This window comes from Pelomonas aquatica (assembly GCF_026712205.1).
In the GTDB taxonomy this organism is placed as follows: Bacteria; Pseudomonadota; Gammaproteobacteria; order Burkholderiales; family Burkholderiaceae_C; genus Pelomonas; species Pelomonas aquatica.
The window spans coordinates 60,416-85,252 of sequence record NZ_JAPPUW010000013.1 but is presented as its reverse complement, the minus strand read 5'-3'; the positions used below and the strand labels follow the sequence as shown (position 1 = coordinate 85,252).

The window sequence follows — 24,837 nt, the reverse complement described above, 5'->3', positions numbered from 1 at the left end:
GCCTGCCGCTTCAGCCCTTGAGCAGCGGCAGCACCGAGACCACCATCAGCGCCGCGGCGCCCCAGTTGAAGGCCTGCAGCGCGCGCGGCCGGTGCAGCCAGCGGCGCATCTGCTCGCCCAGCAGCGCCCAGGAGCCGCAGCAGGGCAGGTTCACCGCGACGAAGACCAGCGTCAGCGCCGCGATGCCGAGTTCGCTGTAGGCCGTCACGGCGGTCAGGGCCATGGCCCAGGCCTTGGGGTTGACGACCTGGAACAGCGCCGCGGCGCCGAAGCCCATCGGCCGCCCGGCGGCGCCGGCCTGGCCCTCGGCGCCGGGCGGCGCGGCCGTGGCCACGCGCGCGGCCAGGTAGAGCAGATAGGCCAGGCTGGCCCACTTCAGCAGCCCGTGCAGCGCCGGGAAGCGCGTGAAGGCCTCGCCCAGGCCCAGGCCGACGAGGACCAGCATGACGCCGAAGCCGAAGGAGATGCCCAGCAGATGGGGCAGGCTGCGCCGCCAGCCGAAATGCGTGCCCGAGGCCAGCAGCATCAGGTTGTTGGGGCCGGGCGTGATGGAGGTGACGAAGGCGAAGCCGGACAGGGCGAGCAGGGTGGCGCTGGTGTTCATGGCCCGCAACTCTAGGCAGGCGGGGGCCGAATTGGCTTGCCTTTGCTGCCGCGCTGGTGCTTGGGCGTGCAATGATCTGCGGCCATGGATGCCATCGACGAGAAGATCTTGCGCGAGCTGGTGGCGGAGGGCCGCGTGACCAATGCCGAGCTGGCCCAGCGCATCGCGCTCAGCCCCTCGGCCTGCCTGCGCCGCGTGCAGGAACTTGAGCGGCTGGGTGTCATAAAGGGCTATCGCGCCGTTCTGGACCCGGCACGGCTGGGCCTGGGCTTCGTCGCCTATGTGGCCATCGGCCTGTCGGGGCACACGCTGGCCGAGCAGCAGGGCTTCGAGGGCGCGATGGCCGTCTGCCCGGTCGTGCGCGAATGCCACAACGTGACCGGCGCCTTCGAATACCTGCTGCGCGTGGAGGTGGCCGACCTGGCGGCCTACAAGCGCTTCCATGCCGACGTGCTGGGCGGGCTGCCGCAGGTCAGCATGATCACGAGCTATATCGTCATGGACTCGCCCAAGGACGAGCGCGGCTGAGGCGCCTCAGCGCCTGACCTTGCCCTCGGCCGTCAGCATCGTCAGCTCGACGAAGCTGGAGCCGACGTGCTTGGCGGGCCCGAAGCCCAGGTGGTAGCCGCGCGACTCGTAGCCCGACAGGGTTTCCAGCGCGGTGATCAGGCCCTCGCGCGTCGGGTGGCCGCCGAGCCGGCGCAGGCCGTCGACGATGACGCGGGCGGCGACATAGCCCTCGATGCTGGTGTAGTTGGGCTCGGCCCTGGGGTCGAGCTTGTGCAGCGCGAGCTGGTAGTCGTTGACCAGGCCCACCGCGGTGCCGAAGGGCGAGGGCATGACCTGGGAGATGACGACGCCGGCGGCGTCCTTGCCGAGTTCGTCGGCCAGGGCCTGGGTGCCGACGAAGGAGACGTTGTGGAACTGGCCGCCGTAGCCGGCCCTGCGCGCCTCGCGGATGAAGGCGGCGCAGCTCTTGTAGGCGCTGATCTGCACGATGGCCTCGGGCTGCACCGGCACCAGGGCCTTCACGGCGGCGGCCACGTCGACGCTGTTGCGCTCCACGGTGGCGACGGCCGCGGGCTGCAGGCCGCGCTTCTCCAGGGCGCGCAGCACGCCCTTCAGGCCGGCCTGGCCGTAGGCGTCGTTCTGGTGGAAGACGGCGATCTTCTTCAGGTCCAGCTGGGTCAGCTGTTTGACGATGAGCTCGGTCTCGTCGTAGTAGCTCGCGCGGATGTGGAAGACCAGCCTGTTGAACGGGTCGCGCAGGGCCTCGGCGCCGGTGAAGGGGGCGATGAAGGGGACTTTGGCCTGGGTGGCCAGCGGCAGCGCGGCCAGCGAGGTGGGCGTGCCGACGTAGCCGAACAGCGCGAACACGTCCTCCTGGATGAATTTCTCGGTGTTGGCCTTGCAGCGCGCGGGCTCGTAGCCGTCGTCCAGCGTCTTCAGCAGGATCTGCAGGCCGCCCACGCCGCCGGCCGCGTTGACGGCTTCGAAGTAGGCCCGGGCGCCGAGCTGCATCTGCAGGCCGAGCTGGGCCGCGGGGCCGGTCAGCGGCACGGACTGGCCCAGCACGAGGCTGCGGCGTTCCTGGGCGCGCGCGGAGGCTGCGGGCAGCGCGAGGCTGGCCAGGGCGAGATGGGCTTGGCGGCGGGTCAGCATGAGCGCGCATGATGCCGCAAGCCGGGCGGCGGCCCGCGCCCGTTCGGCGTGCAGGTGTTGCTGAGCGTGAATACGCCCCGGCGGCCGCCGTGTGGCCGCGCCTCAGCCCGTGCGCGTGCGGCCGGCCCGCTTGTTGGCGAACATGGCCTCGTCGGCGCGGCGCATCAGCGCGTCGGCCGAGCGGCCGTCGACCGGGAAATGGGCCAGGCCCAGGCTGCTGCCGACGGCCACCTGCACGCCCGAGCTCAGCGGGATGGGCTGGACCAGCGCGTCGAGCAGCCGGTTCAGCGCCGGCTCGGCCTCGGCGGCGGCATGCATCGGCGTCAGCAGCACGACGAATTCGTCGCCGCCCAGGCGGGCCACGGTATCGCCGGCGCGCAGGCCCGCCTGCAGGCGCGCGGCCACGGCCTTGAGCACCTCGTCGCCGGCATCGTGGCCATGGGTGTCGTTGATCTGCTTGAAGCCGTTCAGGTCCAGGTAGGCCAGCGCGAACACATGGCCGCTGCGGTCGGCGGCGTGGATGGCCTGCCTGAGGCGGTCGGCCAGCAGCATCCGGTTGGGCAGGCCGGTCAGCGCGTCGTGCAGCGCGGCGTGCTCCATGCGTGCCTCGTAGGCCTTGCTCTGCGTGATGTCGAGCATCATCCACAGCGATTCGCCGCTCCGGTCTCCGGAGGCGGCGGGCAGTTCGATCCCGGCCATGTCGACCCAGATCAGCGTGCCGTCCTTGCGCCGCATCTGCTGCTGGGTGCGGAAGCGCCGGCCGGCCTTGAGCTGGGGGTAGGCCCGTGCGCCCAGGGCCTGGAAGGATTCGTCGTCCGGGTAGAGCATGCGGGCATGGTGGCCGCGCAGCTCGCCCTCGTCATAGCCGAACATGCGCTCCAGCGCGCCGTTGTGCCACAGGGCCTGCCGCCCCTTGACCTTGACGATGCCGACGAGATCGCTCTCCAGCATGGCCCGCTGGTCGATGTTGAGCTGGTGCAGCTGCTGGCGGATGCGGTGGGTTTCCGTGATGTCGAACATCACGGAGCGGCTGCGCACGAAGCGGCCGTCGGCGTCGTAGACGGCCGTGGCCGACAGGCTGACCCGGCGCGTCCTGCCGTGGCGTCCGATCAGCTCGAACTCCAGCCCCGAGACCCGGCCGTCGCGCTTGAAGCGCGGGAAGTTGGCCGCGAACGATGCGCGGCCCTCGGCATCGAAGAAGTCGGCCAGGCCCAGGCGGCCGATGAGATCCTCGGCCGAACAGCCCGTCCACGACAGGCCGAGGGTGTTGACGCTGATGAAGCGGCCTTCCGCGTCGAGGGCGCAGTAGGCGCAGGGCGCGTTGTCGTAGAGGTCCTGCAGGCTCGCGCGTGCCTCATGGATCTGGGCCTCGAGCTCCTTGCGCTCGGTGATGTCGCGGCCGACGCTCTGGGTCTCGATCAACTGCCCCCGGGCGTCGAAGAAGCCGCGATTGACGAACTGCCCCCAGCGCATGTCGCCATTGGCGAGATGCACGCGGTTCTCGATGACGACCGTGGAATGGTCGGGCCGCAGCGCGGCCACCTCGCGCTGCACGCGGTCCAGGTCGTCGGGATGCACCATGGGCGCCCAGGTGTGGCCGACGACGGCCTCGGCCTGCACGCCGAAAAAGCGGCAGAAGGCCTCGTTCACGAAGGTGAGGCGGCCGTCGGGCTCGAAGCGGCAGATCAGCTCGGTCTGCGCGCCCAGGATGCCGGCGTAGCGGTTGCGCTCGTGCGCCAGCGCCTGTTCGGCATGCTTGCGCTCACTGATGTCGGACTCGATGGCCATGAAGCCCGTCAGCGCGCCGGCGTCGTCCTGCAGCGGCTGGATCTCGATGTCGAGCCAGTATTGCCGGCCGTTCTTGCCCCGGTTCAGCAGCTCCACATGGCAGCCCCGCCGGGCGGCGAGGGCGGCGCGCATGGTTTGCACGGTCTGCGGGTCGCTGCCTTCGAACTGCAGCAAGTCGCCGGGCTTCTGCCCCAGCACCTCGTCGGCCCCGTAGCCGGTGATGCGGGTGAATCCTTCGTTGACCCAGGTGATGCGGTGCTGGGCGTCGGTGATGACCACGGCGTTGGTCGTGCGGCTGGCCACCATGGCCAGGCGCTGCAGGTCGGCCGTCATGCCCTGCGCGAGCGCCTCGGCACGGGCCCGGCCGGCCGACAGCAGAAAGACCGTGAAGGCCGCCAGCAGGCTGAGCAGCGCGCCGCCCGTCACCACCCACAGGCCCGACAGCTGCAGCAGCCGCCGCGCCGTTGCCGGCGACAGCGTCGTTTCCAGCACGAACTCCCGACCGGCGACGTCGAAATGGCGGGACGTCAGCACCGGCCCGTTCGTGAACGTCCTGCCGGCCGCCTTGGCGACGTCGATCAGCTCGCCACCGCGGGCGGCGAGCAGGGGGGTGAGGCCGCCGTCGGCGTTGCGCACCGCCAGATCGATGTCCAGCAGCACGGCCGCGGCATCCGCCCCGCCCTTCAGCAATTCCTGCGCGATCAGCGGGGCGAACAGCAGGCCCTGCAGGGCCTTCGGGCGCTTGCCCGCCAGGCTGCTGCCCGGGGCGTCGCGAAATACCGGCACCAGCATCAGGAAGCCGGCGCCGGCATTCTCATCCTGCGCCAGGGTGACCGGAGCCGACAACGTGGCCTCGCCGCTGGCGATGGCCCGCTCGATGGCCTGGCGGCGCACCGGGTCGCCGCCCACGTCGAGCCCCCAGGCCGGCGCGTTGCGCGACTTCGGCTCGACCTGGGTCACGACGAAGAGCTGCTCGGCGCCGCCCTTGCCGTGCACGTCGAAGTCCGGTTCGCCGTCCTCGCGCTGGGCTTTGATGAAGGCGGGCAGGTCGTGCCGCAGGACGGACTGGATGACGCCGAAGCCGCGCGCACCGGGGAACTCGCCGGGCAGATCGCGTGATGCGACATAGGCCGCGAAGGGCGCACGGCCCACGGGGCCCCGCATGGCCGCCATCATGCCGCGCGCGCCCTTGAGCCCGTAGATCGGCAATGTGAAGCGCTCGGCGATGTCGTCCTGCAGCAGCTCGGTCTGGTGATCCAGCAGCAGCCGGGCTTCCTTGTCGGACGACTGCTGCTGCCAGAGCACCGCGCCTGCGGTCAATGTCAGGCCGATCGACAGCACCATCGCCGCCGCGGCCCAGGCCGCGGTATTGATCTTTTCAGGCCCGGTGTTCTTGTCTCCGATGCGCATCTGGCTTCGATCTGTGCGGGGCAGCGCTGTTCCGTTCCGGTGGGGTTGCCGATTGGAACATGGCCGCCGGGCAGGCCCCGGCCGCGCGCCCGGCCCGTCGCCTCGGCGCCACGCCGCCGAAGCGATCGCCGGCGGCCCGATGGCTGGCCGGCGCCTGGCCCTCTACAGCTCCGCCACGCCCTTGACCCGCACCGGCATCGCGACCGGCTGGGCGGCAGCCTCCACCGCGCGGCCGTGGAAGCGGTCCAGCAGCGCCTGCCACTGCTGCTTCACGGCGACGACGTTGGCATGCTTGACGTGGCCGTAGCCGCGGATCTTCTCGGGCAGGCGGGCCAGATCGACGGCGGTGTTCAGGTTGTCGGCGGTCAGCGAGGCCAGGATCTCGTCGACGAGCTTTTCGTAGTCATTGATGAGCTGGCGCTCCATGCGGCGCTCGTCGGTCTTGCCGAAGAGGTCCAGCGCCGTGCCGCGCAGGCCCTTGAACTTGGCCAGCCACCTGAAGGCGGTGAAGGTCCACGAGCCCATCTCGATCTTCCTCGCGCGGCCGTCTGCGCCGGGCCTGGCGATCAGCGGCGGGGCGAGGTGGAAGCTCAGGCGCTCCCAGTTCTCGAACTGTTCCTTCATCGCGGCCTCGAAGCGGCCGTCGGTGTAGAGGCGCGCGACCTCGTACTCGTCCTTGATGGCCAGCAGCTTGGCGTAGTAGCGGGCCACGGCCTGGGTCAGGCGCTGGCCTTTGCCGAGTTGGGTTTCGGCGGCGCGCACGCGGTCGACGAGCGCGCGGTAGCGCTGCGCGTAGGCGGCGTCCTGGTAGTCGGCCAGGAACTTCGAACGCCGCTCGATCAGGCCGTCAGGCCCATCGAGCTGGTCGTAGTTGAAGAGCTTGACGACATTGACGTCGCCGGCCAGGCGCTGGATGGCATCCGGCGCGGCGATGGCGAGGCGGCCCAGCGCGAAGGCGGTCTTGTTGGCCTCGGCGGCGACGCCGTTCAGCTCGATGGCGCGCATCAGCGCGGCCTCGCCGACGGGGATCAGCCCGCGCTGCCAGCAGGCGCCCAGCATGATGATGTTGCTGGGCAGGGTGTCGCCCATCAGGCACTGCGAGATGTCCTGGGCGTCGACCCTGTCCAGCAGCTCGTCGCTGCCGACGGCGAAGCGCATCTTGTCGAGCAGTGAGGCAGCCTGCAGCGACGCGTCCGGGTTGCGCACGAAGCCGGCGGTGGGCAGCTCATGCGTATTGGCGAGGATGACCGTGCGGCCGGCCTTCACCGTGCCGAGCGCATCGGGGCTCGCGCCGACGACCATGTCGCAGGCCAGCAGCACGTCGGCCTGCTGGGTGTCGATGCGGACCTGGTTGAGCAGGTCCAGCGTCGGCGCGACGCGCACGAAGGAGAGCACCGCGCCGCCCTTCTGCGCAAAGCCCATGAAGTCCAGCACCGAGGCCTGCTTGCCTTCGAGGTGGGCGGCCATGGACACCAGCGCGCCGACCGTGACGACGCCCGTGCCGCCGACGCCGGTGACCAGCAGGTCGAAGGGCCCGGTCCAGGGCCAGGCGGCCGGCGGCCGGATGGCGGCGAGCTCGCGCGCCAGGTCCTGCGCCGTGTAGCTGGCGCCGGCCTTCTTTCTCAGCACCGGGCCATGCACCGACACGAAGCTGGGGCAGAAGCCGTTCACGCAGGAGAAGTCCTTGTTGCAGCTGCTCTGCTCGATGGCGCGCTTGCGGCCCCAGTCGGTCTCCACCGGCACGACGCTCAGGCAGTTCGACGCCACGCCGCAGTCGCCGCAGCCTTCGCACACCGCCTCATTGATGAAGATGCGGCGCGGCGGGTCCGGGAATTCCTTCTTCTTGCGGCGGCGGCGCTTCTCGGCGGCGCAGGTCTGGTCGTAGATCAGCACCGTGACGCCTTCGATGTCGCGCAGCTCGCGCTGCACGGCGTCCAGCTCGCTGCGGTCGTGGAACGTGGTGCCGGCCGGGAACAGGCCGTGGTGGCCGTCGTATTTGCCGATCTCGTCGGACACGACGCACAGCCGTTTGACGCCTTCCGCTTCGACCTGGCGCGCGATCTGCGGCACGCTGGTCTGGCCGTCCACCGGCTGGCCGCCGGTCATCGCGACCGCGTCGTTGTAGAGGATCTTGTAGGTGATGTTGGTCTTGGCCGCGATGGCCTGGCGGATGGCGAGGTAGCCCGAGTGGTAGTAGGTGCCGTCGCCCAGGTTCTGGAAAACGTGCTTTTCCTTCGTGAAGCGCGAGTGCGCCGCCCAGTCCACGCCCTCGGCGCCCATCTGGATCAGGCCGGACGTGCCGCGCTCCATCCAGCTCGCCATGAAGTGGCAGCCGATGCCGGCCAGCGCGCGCGAACCCTCGGGCAGCTTGGTGCTGGTGTTGTGCGGGCAGCCCGAGCAGAAATAGGGCTGGCGGCGCACCGCGTCGGCGGCGTTGGACAGCAGCTGCGGCGTCAGGAAGTCGACGACGAGGTGGCGGCGGTCCAGCGCCGGGTTCAGCCGCGCGAGCCAGTCGGCCACCGTGCCCATGATGCGGCTGGGGCGCAGCTCGCCCAAGGCGCTCAGCACCGCGCAGCCATGCTCGTCCGTCTTGCCGACGACGCGCGGGCGCTGGAAGTCGGGCAGGTGGTAGAGCAGCTCCTTGATCTGGCGCTCGACGACCGGGCCCTTTTCCTCGATGACGAGCACGTCGGTGAGGTTGGAGCAGAACTCGACGATGCGCGTCGGCTCGAGCGGGAAGACGAGGCCGACCTTGTAGACGCGCACGCCGGCCGCGGCCAGCGCGTTGGGGTCGAGGTCGAGGCGGCGCAGCACCTCCATGAAGTCGTAGTGAGCCTTGCCCACCGTCACGATGCCCAGCGTGGCGGCCGGGCTGGTGACGATGTGCTTGTCGATGCTGTTGACCTTGGCGAAGGCCTTCACCGCGTCCAGCTTGTGGGCCAGGCGCGATTCGAGGTCGAGCGAGGGCAGGTCGACCGAGCGGATGTGCAGATTGGTGGGCGCCGTGTAGTCGACGGCGTGCTCGAAGTCCAGCGGCACGGCGTCGAGGTCCACCGTCATGCCGCTCTCGACCACCTCCGAGATGGCCTTGAAGCCGACCCAGGCGCCCGAGAAGCGGCTCAGCGCCCAGCCGTAGAGACCGAACTCCAGGTATTCGGCCACATTGGCCGGGTGGACCAGCGGCATGCTCCAGGCCTGCAGCGCCTGGTCGCTCTGGTGCGGCGTGCTGCTGGACACGCAGCCGTGGTCGTCGCCGCACACCACCAGCACGCCGCCCTGCGTGCTCGTGCCGTAGACGTTGCCGTGCTTGAGCGCATCGCCCGAGCGGTCCACGCCCGGGCCCTTGCCGTACCACATCGCGAACACGCCATCGACGGTGCGCTGCGGGTCCAGCGCGACGCGCTGCACGCCGAGGCAGGCGGTGGCCGCGAGGTCCTCGTTGATCGCCGGCAAGAACTCGATGTGGGCCGCGGCCAGGAACTTCTTCGCCTTCCACAGCTGCTGGTCCACCATGCCCAGCGGGCTGCCGCGATAGCCGGACACGAAGCCGGCCGTGTTCAGCCCGGCGCGCTCGTCCTGCTTTTTCTGCGCCAGCAGCAGCCGCACCAGGGCCTGGGTGCCGGTCAGGAAGACGGCGCCGCTGTCGGCCGCGAGGTTGTCGCTGAGCTGGTAGGGGCGCAGGGCGGGTGTGGCGTCTGACATGAGGGCTCCTGGAGGGCGCGAAATTCTTCCTCCGCGGGGCCGGAAGAACTTGCCTCAATGCCGGTGTGCGGCCGGTCGAATGAGATGATTCTTCTCCAAAGGGGTGGATCATGGAAATAAACGAACTCGACCGCGCCAGCCTGCAGATCCTCGAGGCCCTGCAGGCCGACGCCCGCCTGTCCACGCAGGCGCTGGCGGAGAAGGTCGGCCTGTCGGCCACGCCGGTGTGGCGGCGCGTGAGGGAGCTGGAGGATCGCGGCGTCATCCGCGGCCAGGTCGTGCTGGTGGACCGCGAGAAGCTCGGCCTGTCCATCCTGGTGCTGGCCAATGTCAGCCTGGTGCGGCACAGCGAGGGCGCCGTCGAGCAGTTCGAGCAGCTCGTGTCCACGCGCCGCGAGATCATCGAATGCCATGCCATCACCGGCGAGGCCGACTACGTCATCAAGGTCGTCGCGGCCGACATGAAGGCCTATGACCTCTTCCTGCAGCAGCACATCTTCAAGCTGCCGGGCGTTGCCAGCGTGCGCAGCAACGTGGTGCTGCGCGAGGTCAAGTACGAGACGGCGCTGCCGGTGGGCTGAACTCGGTCGGGCAGCAGCGCCCCCCTTGAACAGGAGGCCCCAGTTCCTCAGTGCGGCCCGCCGCCTTGCCTAAAGTAGCAGGAGAGTTCCGCCACCTGCTCCCGCTCATGGAATCCCTGTTCACCCAGCTCTCGGGCGCCGTCTCGCATACCAACACCCTGGAGGCGCTGACCCGGCCGCTGCTGCAGATGCTGGAGGCCGTCACGGGCCTGGAGTCGACCTATCTGACGACGGTGGACCTGGCCGGCGGGCTGCAGCATGTGCTGTACGCGCGCAATACGCGCGAGCTGCAGATCCCCGAGGGGCTGACCGTGCCCTGGGGCGACGCGCTGTGCAGGCGCGCGCTGGAAGAGGGCCGCCCCTACACGGACGACGTGCCCGGCGTCTGGGGCGACTCCGCGGCGGCGCGCCAGCTCGGCCTGCAGACCTATGCCAGCACGCCGCTGCGCCAGGACGACGGCGCGCTGTACGGCACGCTGTGCGCGGCCAGTTCGCGGCGCCGGCCGCTGAGCCCCGAGGCCGGGCAGGCGCTGAAGCTGTTCGCCCGCCTCATCGAGCAGCAGCTCGCGCGCGAGCGTCTCGTCGAGCAGCTGCGCCAGGCCAACGCCGAGCTGAAGGCCCAGGCGCTGACCGATGCGCTGACCGGGCTGATGAACCGCCGGGCGCTGATGCAGGAACTGCGCCGGCTGACCGCGGTGGCCCAGCGCACCGGCCGCTGGCTGCTGGCCGGCACGGTGGACCTGGACGGCTTCAAGCAGGTCAACGACACCCACGGCCACGACGCGGGCGACGGCTTCCTGTGCGGCGTCGCGGAGGCGCTGAAGGCCGCGCTGCGCGCCGGCGACGTGCTGGCGCGCATGGGCGGCGACGAGTTCGTCGTCATCGGCCTGGGCCCGATGCTCAGCGAGGACGGGCGCGGCGCGGCCCAGCTGCTGCAGCAGCGCCTGGCGGCCGCCACCATCGGCCGCTATGCCGCCGGGCCGGCCGAGATCGACTACGCGGGCGCCAGCGTCGGCGTGGCCTGCATGGACCCGCAGCGCTCGGGCGTCGAGGAGGCGCTGCGCGAGTCCGACGCGGCGATGTACCGCGTCAAGGAAACTCGGCGGCGCCCAAGAGATTGAGGCGGCTGGCGCCTACAGCTTGCCGTAGCTGTGCAGCCCCGACAGGAACATATTGACGCCCAGGAAGGCGAAGGTCGTCACCAGCAGGCCGACCAGGGCCCACCAGGCCGAGGCCATGCCGCGCAGGCCCTTCATCAGCCGCATGTGCAGCCAGGCCGCGTAGTTCAGCCAGACGATCAGCGCCCAGGTTTCCTTCGGATCCCAGCTCCAGTAGCCGCCCCAGGCCTCGGCGGCCCAGAAGGCGCCCAGGATGGTGGCGATCGTGAAGAAGGCGAAGCCCAGCGCGATGGCCTTGTACATCAGGTCGTCGAGCTGGGGCAGGTCGGGCAGGCGGGCGACCAGCTGGCGGCGCAGCGCGATGCACAGGCCCAGGAAGGCCATCACGCCGGCGATCTTGGCGGCCCAGCTCTCCAGTCCTCCCGCGGTCTGCGGGCTGACGCCGGCCAGCAAGCGCACCGCCAGGATCAGCACCACGATGAGGCCCGGCACGCCGATCAGGCCGATCAGCAGCGCCCGCGGCGTGGCCGACTTAAGCAGGAAGGCGAAGGCCACCATGGCCGCCAGCGAGAAGCTGCCGTAGCCGACGAAGTTGGCCGGCACGTGGATCTTCATCCACCAGCTCTGCAGCGCGGGCAGCAGCGGCTGGATCTCCTGCGCGTCGCGCGCCAGCGTGTACCAGAGCAGGAAGCTGACCGCGCCGCTGACGACCAGCATCACATAGGCGCCCAGCGAACGCGTCGCGAAGCGCTGCTCGTAGTAGAGGTGGAACAGCGTCGTCATCCAGCTGAACAGCACGAAGACCTCGTAGAGGTTGCTGACCGGGATGTGGCCGATGTCAGGGCCGATCTGGTGGCTCTCGTACCAGCGCACCAGCGTGCCGATCAGGGCCATCAGCACGCCGCCCCAGGCCAGCTTGGAGCCGACGACCTCGGCCACGCTGTTGCGCCCCGCGCCGGTGAAGAAGCCGCCCCAGTAGAACAGCGTGCTCATGTAGAACAGCAGGCTCATCCACAGGATGGCGCTCTGGCTGGACAGCAGGTATTTGAGCCAGAAGACCTTCTCGCCGGCGGCGAGGTCGGCGCCGAAGCCGCCGGTGTGCTGGGCGTAGAGCGAGATGGCCAGCAGCGTGGCCGCGCCGGCCGCGACGCAGAGCAGGCGCAGCGGCTTCCAGAACCAGCCCAGCCCGATCATGGCCGGCATCGCGCACAGCAGGATGCCCTGCTCGTAGACGTTCATGCTGGCGTGGTAGCGCTTGAAGGCGTAGGCGCCGCCGAGCAGCACGAGTACGGCGAAGATCCAGTCCAGCGGGTCACGCCGCTGCCGCGCGTGGCGGCGCGGCAGATCGAAGGTGGTGGTGTTCATGAGCGGTCCTTGGGCGCGGCGGCAGGGATGACGGCTTGTTCCAGCTGGGCGAAGAGGGTGGCGTTGTCGGGCGACTCGCGGGTGCAGGACATGGCCATGCGCAGCTGCGAGCTGGCCGGATCGGCGCCGGGCGCGATCCAGACCCACAGCCGCCTCTCCTTGATGTAGAGCATGGCGAAGACGCCGACGATGAGCAAGAGGGCGCCGAGGTAGACCAGCTTCTGGCCCGGGGCGCGTGCGACCTGGAAGACGCTGGCCTGCACCTGCTCGAAGTTCTCCAATTGCAGCAGCACCGGCGTCGGGTAGTAGAGGCTGTCGGACAGCGCCAGCACGGCCTGCGTCATGAAGGCCTGGATGGCCGCGTCGGCGCCGACGGGCGCGAGGCCGGCATGCTGGCGGGCCAGCTGGTTGAGCTCGAACAGGCTGCCGTTGAGGATGCGCAGCAGCACCTCGGAGACGCGCTGGCGCTGGGCCTCGGGCACCTCGCGCTCGATGAACTGGGACAGCGCCGGCAAGCCGCCGCGGACCTCGTCGCCGGCCTTGGCGGCGGCGCCGGAGAACAGCGACAGCGCGCGCTGCGCGGTGGCCTGCAGCTGGGCCTTCATCTGCGGCTGGGCGGGCGGCGTCGCGGCGGCGGCATAGGCCTGTGCGGCGGCGTCGCGCAGGGCCGGGTCGGCCAGGGCCTGGCGCAGGTGCAGCCAGCCGGCCAGCTGGCCGTTCTCGTCGGCCGGCATGCGCAGGTAGCGGAAGTTGTCGGCCTGCGTGTCGCGCACGCCGGCGAGGAAGACCTTCTGGCCGTCCAGCTCGACCGGCAGCATGTAGTTGTTGAACTCGCGCGCCTGGCCGGCGGCGTCGCGCAGCAGATAGCTGAACGACGGGCCGATGTTGTGCAGCGACTTCTCCGCGCTGCCCTTGGCGCCGCTGCCCAGGTGCTTGCCCAGGCTCTCGCCGAGGTCGACGCGGCGCACGTCGGTGGCGCCTTCCCTGCCGTCGTTCGCGAGGTTCTCGACGTTGATGACGCGCAGGCCGGAGAGCTCCAGCGTCTGGTCGCCGAAGGCCTGCCTGCCGCCCACGCGGCCCTCCAGCTTGAAGGGCTCGCCGCCGGCCAGCGGCATGGCCTTGAGCTGCAGCTTGCTGCCGCCGTCCTCGAAGCTGCTCTGGTAGATGGCCACGCCGTCGTGGATGACGGGCTCGTTGACCTTGACCGTGGCCTCGCGGCGCGTGCCGCCGTCGTGGATGACGATGTCGCTGGCAAAGCTCTTGGGCATGCCGGTGGGGTAGTAGTCGACGCTGAACTTCTTCAGCTCGATCTCGAACGGCAGGTCCTGCAGCACGACGCCGCTGGGCAGGCTGAGCACGGCCAGCCCCGCGCGCTGGTGTTCGGCGACGGACAGGTTGCCGCGGAAGCTCGGGTTGGCGGTGGACAGCCGGTGCTCGGGCCGGATGTCGGCCACGAAGCCGGAGCCCTTGTAGAGCTGCTTGCCCTGCGCCCACATCGCCAGCTTGACCATGGCGTTGCCGTCCATCACGCCGCCGAGCAGGATGAGCACGATGGCTGAGTGGGCCGCGAGGTAGCCGATCTTGTTGGCCGCGCCGCGCCGGGCCGCGATCATGATGCCGTGCTCGCGCTGCTGCACGCGGGCCTTCCAGCCCAGGGCCGTCAGCACTTTGCCGATCTCGGCCAGCGCCATCTGCGGGTTGCTGGGGAATTCGCCGATGGCCTTGTGGTGGTGGGCCTGCAGCGACTGCTCGCGCACGCCCTCCTTGTAGCTGCGCAGGTCGGCCAGGATCTTGGGCGTGTTGCGGATGATGCACAGGCTGGTCGACACGACCAGGAAGGCCAGGATGGCGAGGAACCAGGGCGCGCTATAGACCGTGAACAGGTTCAGGCGCCCGAACAGCTCGGCCCAGAAGGGGCCGAACTTGTCGATGTAGCCGCCCATCGCCTCGCCCTGGTTCACGACGGTGCCGATGACCGACGCGATGCAGATGACGGTCAGCAGCGTGATCGCGAAGCGCATGGACGCGAGCAGGTCCAGCAGTTCGCGGGCGGCCGAGGGGCGGGGGAGGGCGGCGGAGGACATCGGGCGAAAGATTGGGACAACAAAAAAGCCGGTGGGGTTCACCGGCCTTCGTTCCTCGAGGCTTGCAAAAGGTTCAGCGCAAGCCGGCAACGTAGTCGGACACCGCCTTGATTTCCTTGTCGTTCATCTTGGCGGCGATGGCGACCATCATCGGGCCGTTGGCGCGGGCGCCGCCGCGGAAGGCCGTCATCTGCGCCTCGACATAGTCGCCATGCTGGCCGCCGATGCGCGGGTACTGGGCCGGGATGCCGGCGCCGGTCGGGCCGTGGCAGGCCGCGCAGGCCGGCACATTGCGCTCGGCGATGCCGCCGCGGTAGATCTTCTCGCCCAGCGCGACGGTGTCCTTGTTCTTCGCGAAGCCCGGCTTGGCGGCCTTGCTCGCGTAGAAGGCGGCGACATTGCGCACGTCGTCGTCGGACAGTGGCGCGGCCATGCCGCTCATGACGGGGTTCTTGCGCTTGCCGGACTTGAACTCGGTCAGCTGCTTGGCCAGGTATTCGGCATGCTGGCCCTGCAGGATGGGGTTGGCCGGGCTGCCGCGCGAGCCGTCGGCCGTGTGGCAGGCCGCGCAGACCTGCGACGAGATGGCGCCACCCTTGGCGAGATCGGGCTTGGCCGGAGCGCCCGCGGGCTCGTTTGCGTGAGCCGTGGCAGCCAGCATCAGACTCGACAGGAGAAGGGCGACAGTCTTCATGGGTGAATGTGGTTTCGTTGGGCGCAACCTCGAAATTTTACAATGCTGAATCACCGCGTCCGACACCACCATGACCAACGAAATCCCTGATGCAGGGCCCGCCGAAGCCGTCACCGACAAGCTCGCCCTGGCCTGGACGCACACGACCCGCTTCCTGACGACGGCCAGCCAGCTGGTCCATCTGCCGGCCACCGAGCTGCCCGAGATCGCCTTCGTCGGCCGCTCCAACGCCGGCAAGTCCACGGCCATCAACACGCTGGCCCAGCAGAAGCGGCTGGCCTTCGCGTCCAAGACGCCGGGCCGCACCCAGCACATCAATTTGTTCGAGCTCGGCCCCAAGGACGCGCCCGATGCGCTCTTCGCCGACCTGCCGGGCTATGGCTATGCGGCGGTGAACAAGTCCGCCAAGCAGCGCTGGCAGAAGGTGATGGCCGACTACCTCGAGATCCGCCGCAGCCTGTCCGGCGTCGTGCTGATGGTGGATTCGCGCCTGGGCCTGACCGACCTCGACCGGCAGCTGCTGGAGTTCGTCGCGGCCCGCGTCGCCACCGGCGAGATCAAGTTGCTGGTGCTGCTGACCAAGTCCGACAAGCTCAACCGCAAGGAGGCCGACGCGGTGCTGCGCGCGACGACCGAGTTCCTGGCCGGCATGACGACCGAGAACTCCGACGTTGCGGTGACGCTGTTCTCGGCGCTGAAGAAGAGCGGCGTCGGCGACGTGGCCGTCGCCTTGCACGAGTGGACCCACGGGGGCCAGCCCGCCGTCGCGGCCTAGCCCGCGACACCTCAAGCGGCCGCCGCGGAACCGGCTTTGCCGGGCCGCTGGCGGCTGCCAAGGCCAGAGGCCTTGTCCTTCGCCAGGCACAGACAGTCCTCAGGACTGTCTGTGTCCGGGCTCAGCCCCCTTGAGGGGGAGGTGCGTCAGCGCCTTCGGGGGTGGGGCATCACCCGCCGTCCAGATCACTGATCAGCGTGTCGACGGCGCGCTGCACGACGCTGTCTTCGTCCAGCGCCGCGATGAGGCCGTTGGCGAGCAGCGCCTCCAGCGCCTTGCGGGTCAGCGACAGGCGCTCGTCCGGGTCGCGGCCGACGAAGAGCACGTACTGCCGGCCCTCGCTGAGCCAGGCGATCTGGGCCGTGTGCCAGCCGCCCTGGATGAAGAGGTGGAACCAGTGGCCGATCTGCAGGCCGTCGATCCAGCGCTGCAGCGCGGCGCGGGCGTCGGGCGAGCCGTGCTCGTTGTAGAGCTGCACCGGCACGGTCGGCAGCTCGCCGCGGTCGACGTCGGCGCTGAGCCAGTGCGACGGCACCTGGGAGTCGCGCTCCCCCATCAGCCGCCTGACGATCTCGTCGGCGGAGGCCGGGGCGGCGCTGCCCGGTGCCGCCGGCCGGGGCGGGGCGGGGCGGCGTTCGGCCGGGTCCAGCGCCGGAAGGCCGCGCAGCAGGCGGGCATGCTGGCCCATCAGCTCGCTGAGCGCCGGCTCGCGCCTGGGCAGGGGCAGGTCGACGCTTTCGCAGCCGGCCACGAGGCGCTCGATGAGCACCGGCAGGCGCATGCGCAGGGCTTCGCGGTCGGCCATGTCGCGCGGCGTGCCAAGGCTGTCCAGCAGTGCGTCGACCAGCTCCATCGCGGTCTGCGCCTCGCGGGACTCGCGGCCGTGGCGGACCATGGCCGTGACGATGACCTCCACCCAGGCCGTCTGCAGGAAGCGGTGCATGCGCGGGCCCAGCGGTGCGCCGGCGATCTGGTGGTCGATCTGCTCGCGCAGCAGCTCGCGCCATTCCTTGCGCTGCTGCTCGCGCTCCAGCGCGGCCAGGGCCACGGCGTTGCGCTCGCTGCTCTGGCGGGCCTGCCGGTCGATGCGGGCCTCGACGCGGGCCAGCACCTGCTGGAACAGCGCGGCGGTGGGCGTCGGTGCGTCGACGAGGAGCTGGGATTCGGCCTCCATGAAGCGCAGGAAGTCGACGAGGCGCTCGTCGTCGGCGCGCTCGAAGGCCATGCCGTGGGCAGCGACGCGGTTCAGCAGCGCCCAGGTCGGGTGGTCCTGGCGGCGCAGCAGCGTCGTGTCGCTGCGCGCCAGGCGCACGACGGCGATCTGCAGCCGCGCCAGCAGCGCCTTCAGCGGCGGCAGCAGGCGCGGGTCGGCCAGGATCTGGTCGTAGAGCCGGCTCAGCATGTCCGGCCCGGTCGAGCGCACGAAGGGGGCCGGCGCATCGGGGTGGGCCGGCGGCGCCAGCCGCTGGGGCCGCGAGTTCACCGCGTCGACGCGGCGCGACAGCCCGTCCAGCGTGCCGTGCGCGGCCGCCAGGCGCTGGCGCGCCAGCGGGTCGCCCTGCAACTGACCGTGCGAGGCGACCATGTCGCTGAGGTCGGCCGCGCGCAGCATCGCGCAGGCCAGGGCGTACTGGCGGTGCAGGGCCTCGGCCAGCGGCGCGGCCGCCACGCGCATCAGCTCGTACTGGGCTTGGGCGCCGAGCGGGCTGGCCGCCAGCGCATGGTGCAGCGCGTGGGCGTACAGGGCCGGGCGCAGCGGGTTGTCGCGCTCGCGGGCGCGCGCGATGCCGCGCAGCGCGGCGTAGAAGTTGCCGATCTGGTGCAGCTCGGCGCGGCTGGCGTCCTCGGCCGCGCGCGCGACATGGGCGATGGCGACGTCCTGCAGGGCCTGGTGCTCGTCGACGAGGCTGAGGCTTTCGAGGCCGCCGAACTGGCTTTGCGAACGGTTCAGAGGATCCTCGCCGCGGCGCCCGGCCTGCAGCAGCTCGATGAGCTTGCCCTCGAAGTCGGCCGCGAAGTTCGTGCGCACCTTGCGCCAGCCCTCGCGCAGCGGGAAGTGCTGGGGCTGGGCGTCGAGCTCGTCCTGCACCACGTTCAGCAGCTCGCGCGCCAGCGGCCCGGCCTCGGTCAGTGCGTGGTCGAGCAGGGCGTGTGTATGCAGGAGGGCGGTCATGGACATTGGTTGACGGCGGGGTGAGATTATCCGGCGCAAGGCGGCGCACCCTGGCCGCCCGCCGTCTCCCGCCTCCCCCGATCCGCATGGCCGGCGTCGCGGTTCATTAGCTTTTCACGCTTTTGCGGCCGGGTCGTCATGCCGGCGGGGCAGCGGCGGGCCGTCGTGGAGGATACGAGCGACGCCAATGAAAAAGGGGCTGCTCGCGCAGCCCCTTCGACTCGTTCAGCGACGGGTGTGTCGCCGGCGTGGATTTACATGTCCATGCCGCCCATGCCGCCCATGCCACCCATGCCGCCCATGCCACCAGGCATGCCGCCGCCGGCGGCTTCTTCCTTGGGCGACTCGGCGACCATGCACTCGGTCGTCAGCATCAGCGACGCGACGGAGGCGGCGTTCTGCAGCGCGGTGCGGGTCACCTTGGTCGGGTCCAGGATGCCCATCTCGATCATGTCGCCATAGGTGTCGTTGGCGGCATTGAAGCCGTAGTTGCCCTTGCCGCCCAGCACGGCGTTGACGACGACGGAGGCTTCGCCACCGGCGTTGTAGACGATCTCGCGCAGCGGGGCTTCGATGGCCTTCAGGACCAGCTTGATGCCGGCGTCCTGGTCGGCGTTGTCGCCCTTGATGTCGCCGGCGGCTTGCTTGGCGCGCAGCAGGGCCACGCCGCCACCGGCGACGATGCCTTCCTCGACGGCCGCACGGGTGGCGTGCAGCGCGTCTTCGACGCGGGCCTTCTTCTCCTTCATCTCGACCTCGGTGGCGGCACCGACCTTGATGACGGCCACGCCGCCGGCCAGCTTGGCCACGCGCTCCTGCAGCTTCTCGCGGTCGTAGTCGCTGGTGGCTTCCTCGATCTGGATGCGCACTTGCTTGACGCGGGCTTCGATGTCGGCAGCGGCACCGGCGCCATCGATGATGGTGGTGTTTTCCTTGCCCACTTCGACGCGCTTGGCCTGGCCCAGGTCGGCCAGCGTGACCTTCTCGAGCGACAGGCCGACTTCTTCGGCGATGACCTTGCCGCCCGTCAGGATGGCGATGTCTTCCAGCATGGCCTTGCGGCGGTCACCGAAGCCGGGCGCCTTGACGGCGACGACCTTCAGGATGCCGCGGATGGTGTTGACCACCAGGGTCGCCAGGGCTTCGCCCTCGACTTCCTCGGCAATGATCAGCAGCGGGCGGCCGGCCTTGGCGACGGCTTCCAGCGTGGGCAGCAGGTCGCGGATGTTGGACACCTTCTTGTCGTACAGCAGCACGAAGGGGTTGTCCAGGATCGCGGATTGCTTTTCCGGGTTGTTGATGAAGTAGGGCGACAGGTAGCCGCGGTCGAACTGCATGCCTTCGACGACGTCCAGCTCGTTGTTCAGGCTCTTGCCGTCCTCGACGGTGATGACGCCTTCCTTGCCGACCTTGTCCATCGCGTTGGCGATGATCTGGCCGACGTCGGCATCGCTGTTGGCCGAGATGGTGCCGACCTGGGCGATTTCCTTGGAGGTCGTGGTGGCCTTGGAGGCCTTCTTCAGCTCGGCGACCAGGGCGGCGACCGCCTTGTCGATGCCGCGCTTCAGGTCCATCGGGTTCATGCCGGCGGCCACGTACTTCATGCCTTCGCGGACGATGGCCTGGGCCAGCACGGTGGCGGTGGTGGTGCCGTCACCGGCGTTGTCGCTGGTCTTGGAAGCGACTTCCTTGACCATCTGGGCGCCCATGTTCTGGAGCTTGTCCTTGAGCTCGATTTCCTTGGCCACGGACACGCCGTCCTTGGTCACGGTGGGGGCGCCGAAGGAGCGCTCGAGCACCACGTTGCGGCCCTTGGGGCCCAGGGTCACCTTGACCGCATTGGCCAGGATGTTGACGCCCTCAACCATGCGGGCACGGGCTTCGCCGCCAAAGATCACGTCTTTTGCTGCCATTTGAATCTCCGGATACTTAAATTGGGGTCAGAGTCGAATTTCGACCGCTGAATTACTTCTGCACGACGGCGAAGAGGTCCTCTTCGCGCATGACCAGCAGCTCCTCGCCATCGACCTTGACGGTCTGGCCGGAATACTTGCCGAACAGCACGCGGTCGCCGACGGCGACGTTCAGGGCGACGAATTCGCCCTTGTCGTTGCGCTTGCCCGGGCCGACGGCCAGGACTTCACCCTGGTCGGGCTTTTCGGCGGCGTTATCGGGGATGACGATGCCGGAGGCGGTCTTGGTTTCCTGTTCCAGGCGGCGAACGATCACGCGATCGTGCAGGGGGCGCAGCTTCATGGGATCTCCTTCAGAGTTTGAACCGCAGCGATCACGGCTGCCTTCGGCCGTGACCGCGCGAAAAACGGGGCCGAATCCTCGGCCCGATTTCGTTAGCACTCGAATGCAACGAGTGCTAGCAGCGAAGATTATAGGGACGGAGTGAGACGATTCAAGCAGGGCATCAATCGCCGGCGAGGCCGGGATGCGCGCTTCAGGCGGCCAAGTGGCCGTCATGCCTCGGCCCGACGCAGGCGGAACCATCAGCAGGGGGCGGCAGCACCGCCAGCCCGTGCCGAGACGAATGGCCTTGGCGTGGGAAGGACGGACCGAAGATGCGCCGCAGAGCGCAAAAAAATGACCGCAGAGGCGGTCATCTTCGACGGTGCGCTGCTCAGCGAGCAGCGCGCCTGCGGGTCCAGGCGGCCGCGCCGAGGCCGCCCAGGGCCAGCGCGATGCTGGCCGGCTCGGGCAGATTGCCACCGCTTGCGGGTGTGATGAACCGGAGGTCGTCCATGAACAGGCTTTGGTCCAGGCCGGTCACCTTGAGCGAGAGGGCGACGCCGTTGAATTTCGTGCTCATCGCGGTCCAGTTGCAGAAACGGACGGTTGGGGTGGCGCAGCCGGCTTCGGTCAGGCCGGTCAGGTTCTGCAGTTCGTTGCCGGCGCCGCCGGCACCATCGAACAGCTGAATCGTCACGTTGGAACCCGGCCGCGCCGAGTAGACGAACGAGAACTCGGTGATGAAGCCACCCGCCAGATCCATGACGAAGCTCTGGGTGGTCTGCCCCGGGTTGGCCCGGGCATCGAGCGCCAGCTCCAGCGCGCCGCAACTGCCGGCGCGCACGAAGCTGCCGAAGCCGGTGCAGTCAGGCCTGGCCTTGGAGGTGACCCCCCAGGCGTCGTTGGAGAACGTGACGCCATCGTAGGCGCCGAGCTTGGCGGTGTCCGTGAGATCCTCGAAGTTCAGAAAGACCACGCCAGCCATCGCCGGTTGCAGCGCGGAAGCGAAGGCGAGAGCCAGAAGTTTGCTTGTTGCACGCATGGCGTTCTCCATCCGTTGTTCGAGTTGGCTTTGTGCTTGAACTGTAAACAAGCACCTGGAAATTGGGCCCCGCCGCCGCCCCTTCAGTTGAGGGGGAGCTCGGGCGCCCCGGGGGCCGGATTTCGGGGGGGGGCTGCGCGAGTCCGGGCAGCCGCGGGCGCCGCCAGGCGGTTGCGGGGCCTTGGCTACACTGCTGCCGGTGGAAACCAAATGGCTTGAAGACTTCGTCAGCCTGGCCGAGACGCGCAGTTTTTCCCGCTCCGCCCAGCTCCGCCACGTGACCCAGCCGGCGTTTTCGCGCCGCATCCAGGCGCTGGAGGCCTGGGCCGGGGTCGATCTCGTGGACCGATCGTCCTACCCGACCCGCCTGACGGCCGCCGGCGCGACGCTGCTGGGCCAGGCGGTCGAGGTGCTGGGCAATCTGCAGGCGACGCGCAATATGCTGCGCAGCCACCAGGCGGCCGACCAGGACATGATCGAGTTCGCCGTGCCGCATTCGCTGGCCTTCTCCTTCTTCCCGCACTGGCTGATGGACCTGCGCCGCGGCTTCGGCGCGATCAAGTGCCGGCTCAACGCGGCCAATGTGCACGACGCGATGCTGCAGCTCAGCGAAGGCAATTGCGATCTGCTGCTGGTCTACCACCATGCCAGCCAGCCGCTGCAGCTCGATCCCGAGCGCTACCAGATGGCGTCGCTGGGCCACGAAACGCTGTCGCCCTATGCCCGGGCCGACGCCCAGGGCGAGCCGCTGTTCCGGCTGCCGGGCCGGCCGGGCCAGAAGATCCCCTTCCTCAGCTACGCGGCCGGCGCCTACCTCGGCCGCCTGGTCGAGCTCATCGTCAAGGAGGCCGACTGCGCGCTGAACCTGGACGCCATCTACGAGACCGACATGGCCGAGGGCCTGAAGGCGATGGCGCTCGAAGGGCACGGCCTGGCCTTTCTGCCGGCCAGTTCGGTGCAGAAGGAGCTGGCCGGCGGACGCCTCGTGCCGGCCGCGGCGCCCGGCAGCTTCAGCGCCAGCATGGAACTGCGCATCTACCGCGAGCGCCCCGAGCTTTCGCGCCGGCTGAAACCCGCCTCGGCGGCGCTGTGGGACTACCTGACGTCCAAGGCATGAGGTCATCGCGCATCCGCATGCCGCGTATAAACCCGTATTCGGGCTGAGTGTCGAGCGTGGTCTGCTCACGCCTGTTTGATATCGATATCCCCCCTGTTGTTGGAGTCTCCATGAAGAAAATTCTGCTCGCCGCGGCCCTGGCGGCCGGCGCGGTTGCCGTGCACGCCGAGGACACGCTGAAGAAAGTCAAGGACAGCGGCGTCATCACGATGGGCGTGCGCGAGTCCTCGGGCTTGGCCTACACCATCGGCGACGGCAAATACGTCGGCTACCACATCGACGTCTGCCACCGCGTCATCGCCGACCTCGAGAAGCAGCTCGGCCGCAAGCTGGAGACCAAGTACCAGCCGGTCACGTCTGCCAACCGCATTCCGCTGACCGTCAACGGCACGGTCGACCTGGAGTGCGGCTCGACGACCAACAACATCGCCCGCCAGAAGGACGTCGCCTTCGCCGTGACGACCTATGTCGAGGAAGTGCGCATCGCCGTGAAGGCCAACTCGGGCATCACGTCGATCAACCAGCTCAACGGCAAGACCGTCGCGACGACCACCGGCACGACTTCGGTGCAGACGCTGCGCAAGCATGAGCGCGCCACCGGCGTGGACTTCAAGGAAGTGTTCGGCAAGGACCACGCGGACAGCTTCCTGCTGCTGGACTCCGGCCGCGCCGACGCCTTCGTCATGGACGGCTCCATCCTGGCCAAGAACATCGCCACGTCCAAGAACCCGGCCGACTTCAAGATCGTCGGCGAGGTGCTGTCCGTCGAGCCCATCGCCATCATGATGCGCAAGGACGATCCGGCCTTCAAGACGGCCGTGGACAACAGCATCAAGGGCATGATGAAGTCGGGCGACCTGGCCAAGGTCTACGACAAGTGGTTCATGCAGCCCATCCCGCCGACCAACACCAAGATCGGCCTGCCGCTGTCTGCCGCAAACAAGGACGCCTGGGCCAACCCCAACGACAAGCCGATGGAAGACTACGCGAAGAAGTGATTCGCGAGCTCGTCTGACTGACCGCAAAGCGGGTGCCTGGCACCCGCTTTGTTCTAGGAGAACCCATGAGTTGGGACTGGCAGTTCTACTGCAATGACACCGCCACCGGCGAGGCCGTCGCCGGCTGCTTCGGCCCTGGCGGCAAGGAGCAGACCTATCTGCAATGGATGCTGAACGCCTGGGGCTGGACGCTGAGCGTCTCGCTGCTCGCGCTGCTGCTCGCGCTGGTCGTGGGTTCGCTGATCGGCATCGCGCGTACGGCGCCGAACAAATGGCTGGCGCGCTTCGGCGAGGCCTGGACGGAGCTGTTCCGCAACATCCCGCTGCTGGTTCAGGTCTTCCTCTGGTACCACGTGCTGCCGGCGCTGTTCCCGGTGCTGCGCGACGCGCTGCCGCCGTCGGTGCTGGTGGTCTGCGCCTTGGGCTTCTTCACCAGCGCCCGCATCGGCGAGCAGGTCAAGGCCGGCATCCAGACGCTGCCGCGCGGCCAGCGCTATGCCGGCCTGGCCGTGGGCATGACGCTGCCGCAGACCGACCGCTTCGTGCTGCTGCCGATGGCCTTCCGCATCGTCATCCCGCCGCTGACCAGCGAGAGCATGAACATCGTCAAGAACTCGGCCGTCGCCTTCGCGGTCAGCATCCCCGAGCTGGCCCAGTTCGCGCAGCAGGCGTCCGAGGAGACCTCGCATTTCGAGGAGATCTTCATTCCGGTGACGCTGCTCTATTTCGTGTCCGCCTTCGCGATCAACCGCGTCGCCAAGTTCGTCGAGGCGCGCGTGCGCATCCCCGGCTCGGGCGGAGGCAAGTGATGCTGAACCTCGACTATTCCTTCCTGAACTGGGGCGTCGTCCAGAGCTTCGTCGCCAAGGGCTTCTGGTTCTCCATCCAGCTGACGCTGGTGGCCATGATCGGCGGCATCGTGCTCGGCACGCTGCTGGCGATGATGCGCCTGTCCAGCCACCGCTGGCTGTCGGCGCCGGCGGCCTTCTACGTCGACACGCTGCGCTCCATCCCGCTGGTGATGGTGATCCTGTGGTTCTTCCTGCTCATCCCCAAGCTGCTCGGGCCGCTGGGCGGGCAGATGTCGGCCTTCATCACCTTCACGCTGTTCGAGGCGACCTACTACTCCGAGATCATGCGCGCCGGCATCCAGTCGGTGTCCAAGGGCCAGGTCAATGCCGGCTATGCGCTGGGCATGAACTATGCGCAGACGATGAAGCTCGTCGTGCTGCCCCAGGCTTTCCGCAACATGCTGCCGGTGCTGCTGACGCAGACCATCATCCTGTTCCAGGACACCTCGCTGGTCTATGCCGTCGGCGAGTACGACCTGCTGAAAGGCTTCGAGGTCGCGGGCAAGAACTTCAACCGCCCGGTCGAGACCTATCTCGTCGCCGCCGTCGTCTACTTCGTCATCTGCTTCGGCCTGTCGCAGCTCGTGCGCCAGCTGCAGAAGAAGATCGCCATCATTCGTTGACCATTGAGTTCC

General features: G+C 69.1%; 19 protein-coding genes. 8 read left to right on the top strand and 11 right to left on the bottom strand.

Features of this window, described 5'->3' with window-relative positions:
- Positions 1-10: 10 nt before the first annotated feature.
- Entirely contained in the window at positions 11-604 is a 594-nt protein-coding gene (locus NYP07_RS15120) for a LysE family translocator (protein ID WP_268151812.1), read from the bottom strand.
- 84 nt (positions 605-688) lie between these two features.
- On the opposite strand from NYP07_RS15120, the gene NYP07_RS15115 reads away from it, so the two are divergent.
- Positions 689-1,132 carry an Lrp/AsnC family transcriptional regulator gene (locus NYP07_RS15115; protein ID WP_268151811.1) on the top strand — a complete coding sequence of 148 codons (444 nt, stop codon included), beginning with the start codon at positions 689-691 and terminating at the stop codon, positions 1,130-1,132.
- Positions 1,133-1,138: 6 nt separating this feature from the next.
- On the opposite strand, the gene NYP07_RS15110 is transcribed toward NYP07_RS15115, so the two are convergent.
- From NYP07_RS15110 to NYP07_RS15100, 3 genes are all read right to left on the bottom strand, one after another.
- Positions 1,139-2,266: an ABC transporter substrate-binding protein gene (locus tag NYP07_RS15110; RefSeq protein WP_268151810.1), complete on the bottom strand. Its 1,128-nt coding sequence runs from the start codon at positions 2,264-2,266 to the stop codon at positions 1,139-1,141.
- Positions 2,267-2,368: 102 nt separating this feature from the next.
- The gene (locus NYP07_RS15105) at positions 2,369-5,464 is read right to left on the bottom strand and encodes a PAS domain S-box protein (protein ID WP_268151809.1); all 3,096 of its coding nucleotides are present in this window, start codon (positions 5,462-5,464) and stop codon (positions 2,369-2,371) included.
- Between the two features lie 162 nt (positions 5,465-5,626).
- The gene (locus NYP07_RS15100) at positions 5,627-9,166 is read right to left on the bottom strand and encodes an indolepyruvate ferredoxin oxidoreductase family protein (RefSeq protein WP_268151808.1); all 3,540 of its coding nucleotides are present in this window, start codon (positions 9,164-9,166) and stop codon (positions 5,627-5,629) included.
- Between the two features lie 110 nt (positions 9,167-9,276).
- On the opposite strand from NYP07_RS15100, the gene NYP07_RS15095 reads away from it, so the two are divergent.
- Together NYP07_RS15095 and NYP07_RS15090 are read left to right on the top strand one after the other, a co-directional pair.
- A complete protein-coding gene (locus NYP07_RS15095) occupies positions 9,277-9,747 on the top strand; it encodes an Lrp/AsnC family transcriptional regulator (RefSeq protein WP_268151807.1) in 471 nt (156 codons plus the stop codon).
- Between the two features lie 107 nt (positions 9,748-9,854).
- A complete protein-coding gene (locus tag NYP07_RS15090; protein WP_268151806.1) occupies positions 9,855-10,868 on the top strand; it encodes a sensor domain-containing diguanylate cyclase in 1,014 nt (337 codons plus the stop codon).
- A gap of 12 nt (positions 10,869-10,880) precedes the next feature.
- Here NYP07_RS15090 and ccsB read toward each other — a convergent pair whose 3' ends face one another.
- The 3 genes from ccsB to NYP07_RS15075 form a co-directional block, all read right to left on the bottom strand.
- On the bottom strand, positions 10,881-12,230 hold the full coding sequence (gene ccsB / locus NYP07_RS15085) for a c-type cytochrome biogenesis protein CcsB (RefSeq protein WP_268151805.1): 1,350 nt from the start codon (positions 12,228-12,230) through the stop codon (positions 10,881-10,883).
- Complete coding sequence (locus tag NYP07_RS15080; protein WP_268151804.1) at positions 12,227-14,314, bottom strand: cytochrome c biogenesis protein ResB; 2,088 nt, start codon at positions 14,312-14,314, stop codon at positions 12,227-12,229. Before NYP07_RS15080 ends, ccsB begins: the two co-directional genes overlap by 4 nt.
- A gap of 73 nt (positions 14,315-14,387) precedes the next feature.
- Positions 14,388-15,008: a c-type cytochrome gene (locus NYP07_RS15075; RefSeq protein WP_268151803.1), complete on the bottom strand. Its 621-nt coding sequence runs from the start codon at positions 15,006-15,008 to the stop codon at positions 14,388-14,390.
- A gap of 70 nt (positions 15,009-15,078) precedes the next feature.
- Here NYP07_RS15075 and yihA point away from each other — a divergent pair, with 70 nt between their 5' ends.
- On the top strand, positions 15,079-15,783 hold the full coding sequence (gene yihA / locus NYP07_RS15070; RefSeq protein ID WP_268151802.1) for a ribosome biogenesis GTP-binding protein YihA/YsxC: 705 nt from the start codon (positions 15,079-15,081) through the stop codon (positions 15,781-15,783).
- A gap of 169 nt (positions 15,784-15,952) precedes the next feature.
- Here the strand turns inward: yihA and NYP07_RS15065 are convergent, their stop codons facing one another.
- The 4 genes from NYP07_RS15065 to NYP07_RS15050 form a co-directional block, all read right to left on the bottom strand.
- Positions 15,953-17,956: a DUF1631 family protein gene (locus tag NYP07_RS15065; RefSeq protein WP_268151801.1), complete on the bottom strand. Its 2,004-nt coding sequence runs from the start codon at positions 17,954-17,956 to the stop codon at positions 15,953-15,955.
- A gap of 254 nt (positions 17,957-18,210) precedes the next feature.
- Entirely contained in the window at positions 18,211-19,869 is a 1,659-nt protein-coding gene (groL, locus tag NYP07_RS15060; protein WP_268151800.1) for a chaperonin GroEL, read from the bottom strand.
- Between the two features lie 52 nt (positions 19,870-19,921).
- The gene (gene groES / locus NYP07_RS15055) at positions 19,922-20,212 is read right to left on the bottom strand and encodes a co-chaperone GroES (RefSeq protein ID WP_056874394.1); all 291 of its coding nucleotides are present in this window, start codon (positions 20,210-20,212) and stop codon (positions 19,922-19,924) included.
- A 373-nt stretch (positions 20,213-20,585) separates the two neighbouring features.
- Entirely contained in the window at positions 20,586-21,236 is a 651-nt protein-coding gene (locus NYP07_RS15050; protein ID WP_268151799.1) for a PEP-CTERM sorting domain-containing protein, read from the bottom strand.
- Between the two features lie 199 nt (positions 21,237-21,435).
- Between NYP07_RS15050 and NYP07_RS15045 the strand changes: the two genes are divergently transcribed.
- The 4 genes from NYP07_RS15045 (at position 21,436) to NYP07_RS15030 (ending at position 24,825) form a co-directional block, all read left to right on the top strand.
- Positions 21,436-22,353 (top strand): LysR substrate-binding domain-containing protein, encoded by a 918-nt coding sequence (locus tag NYP07_RS15045; RefSeq protein WP_268151947.1) that lies wholly within the window; start codon positions 21,436-21,438, stop codon positions 22,351-22,353.
- A 110-nt stretch (positions 22,354-22,463) separates the two neighbouring features.
- Positions 22,464-23,351, top strand: coding sequence for an amino acid ABC transporter substrate-binding protein (locus tag NYP07_RS15040; protein WP_268151798.1), 888 nt, complete (start codon positions 22,464-22,466; stop codon positions 23,349-23,351).
- 65 nt (positions 23,352-23,416) lie between these two features.
- Positions 23,417-24,160, top strand: coding sequence for an amino acid ABC transporter permease (locus NYP07_RS15035; protein WP_268151797.1), 744 nt, complete (start codon positions 23,417-23,419; stop codon positions 24,158-24,160).
- Positions 24,160-24,825 carry an amino acid ABC transporter permease gene (locus tag NYP07_RS15030; protein ID WP_268151796.1) on the top strand — a complete coding sequence of 222 codons (666 nt, stop codon included), beginning with the start codon at positions 24,160-24,162 and terminating at the stop codon, positions 24,823-24,825. Before NYP07_RS15035 ends, NYP07_RS15030 begins: the two co-directional genes overlap by 1 nt.
- Positions 24,826-24,837: the final 12 nt, after the last annotated feature.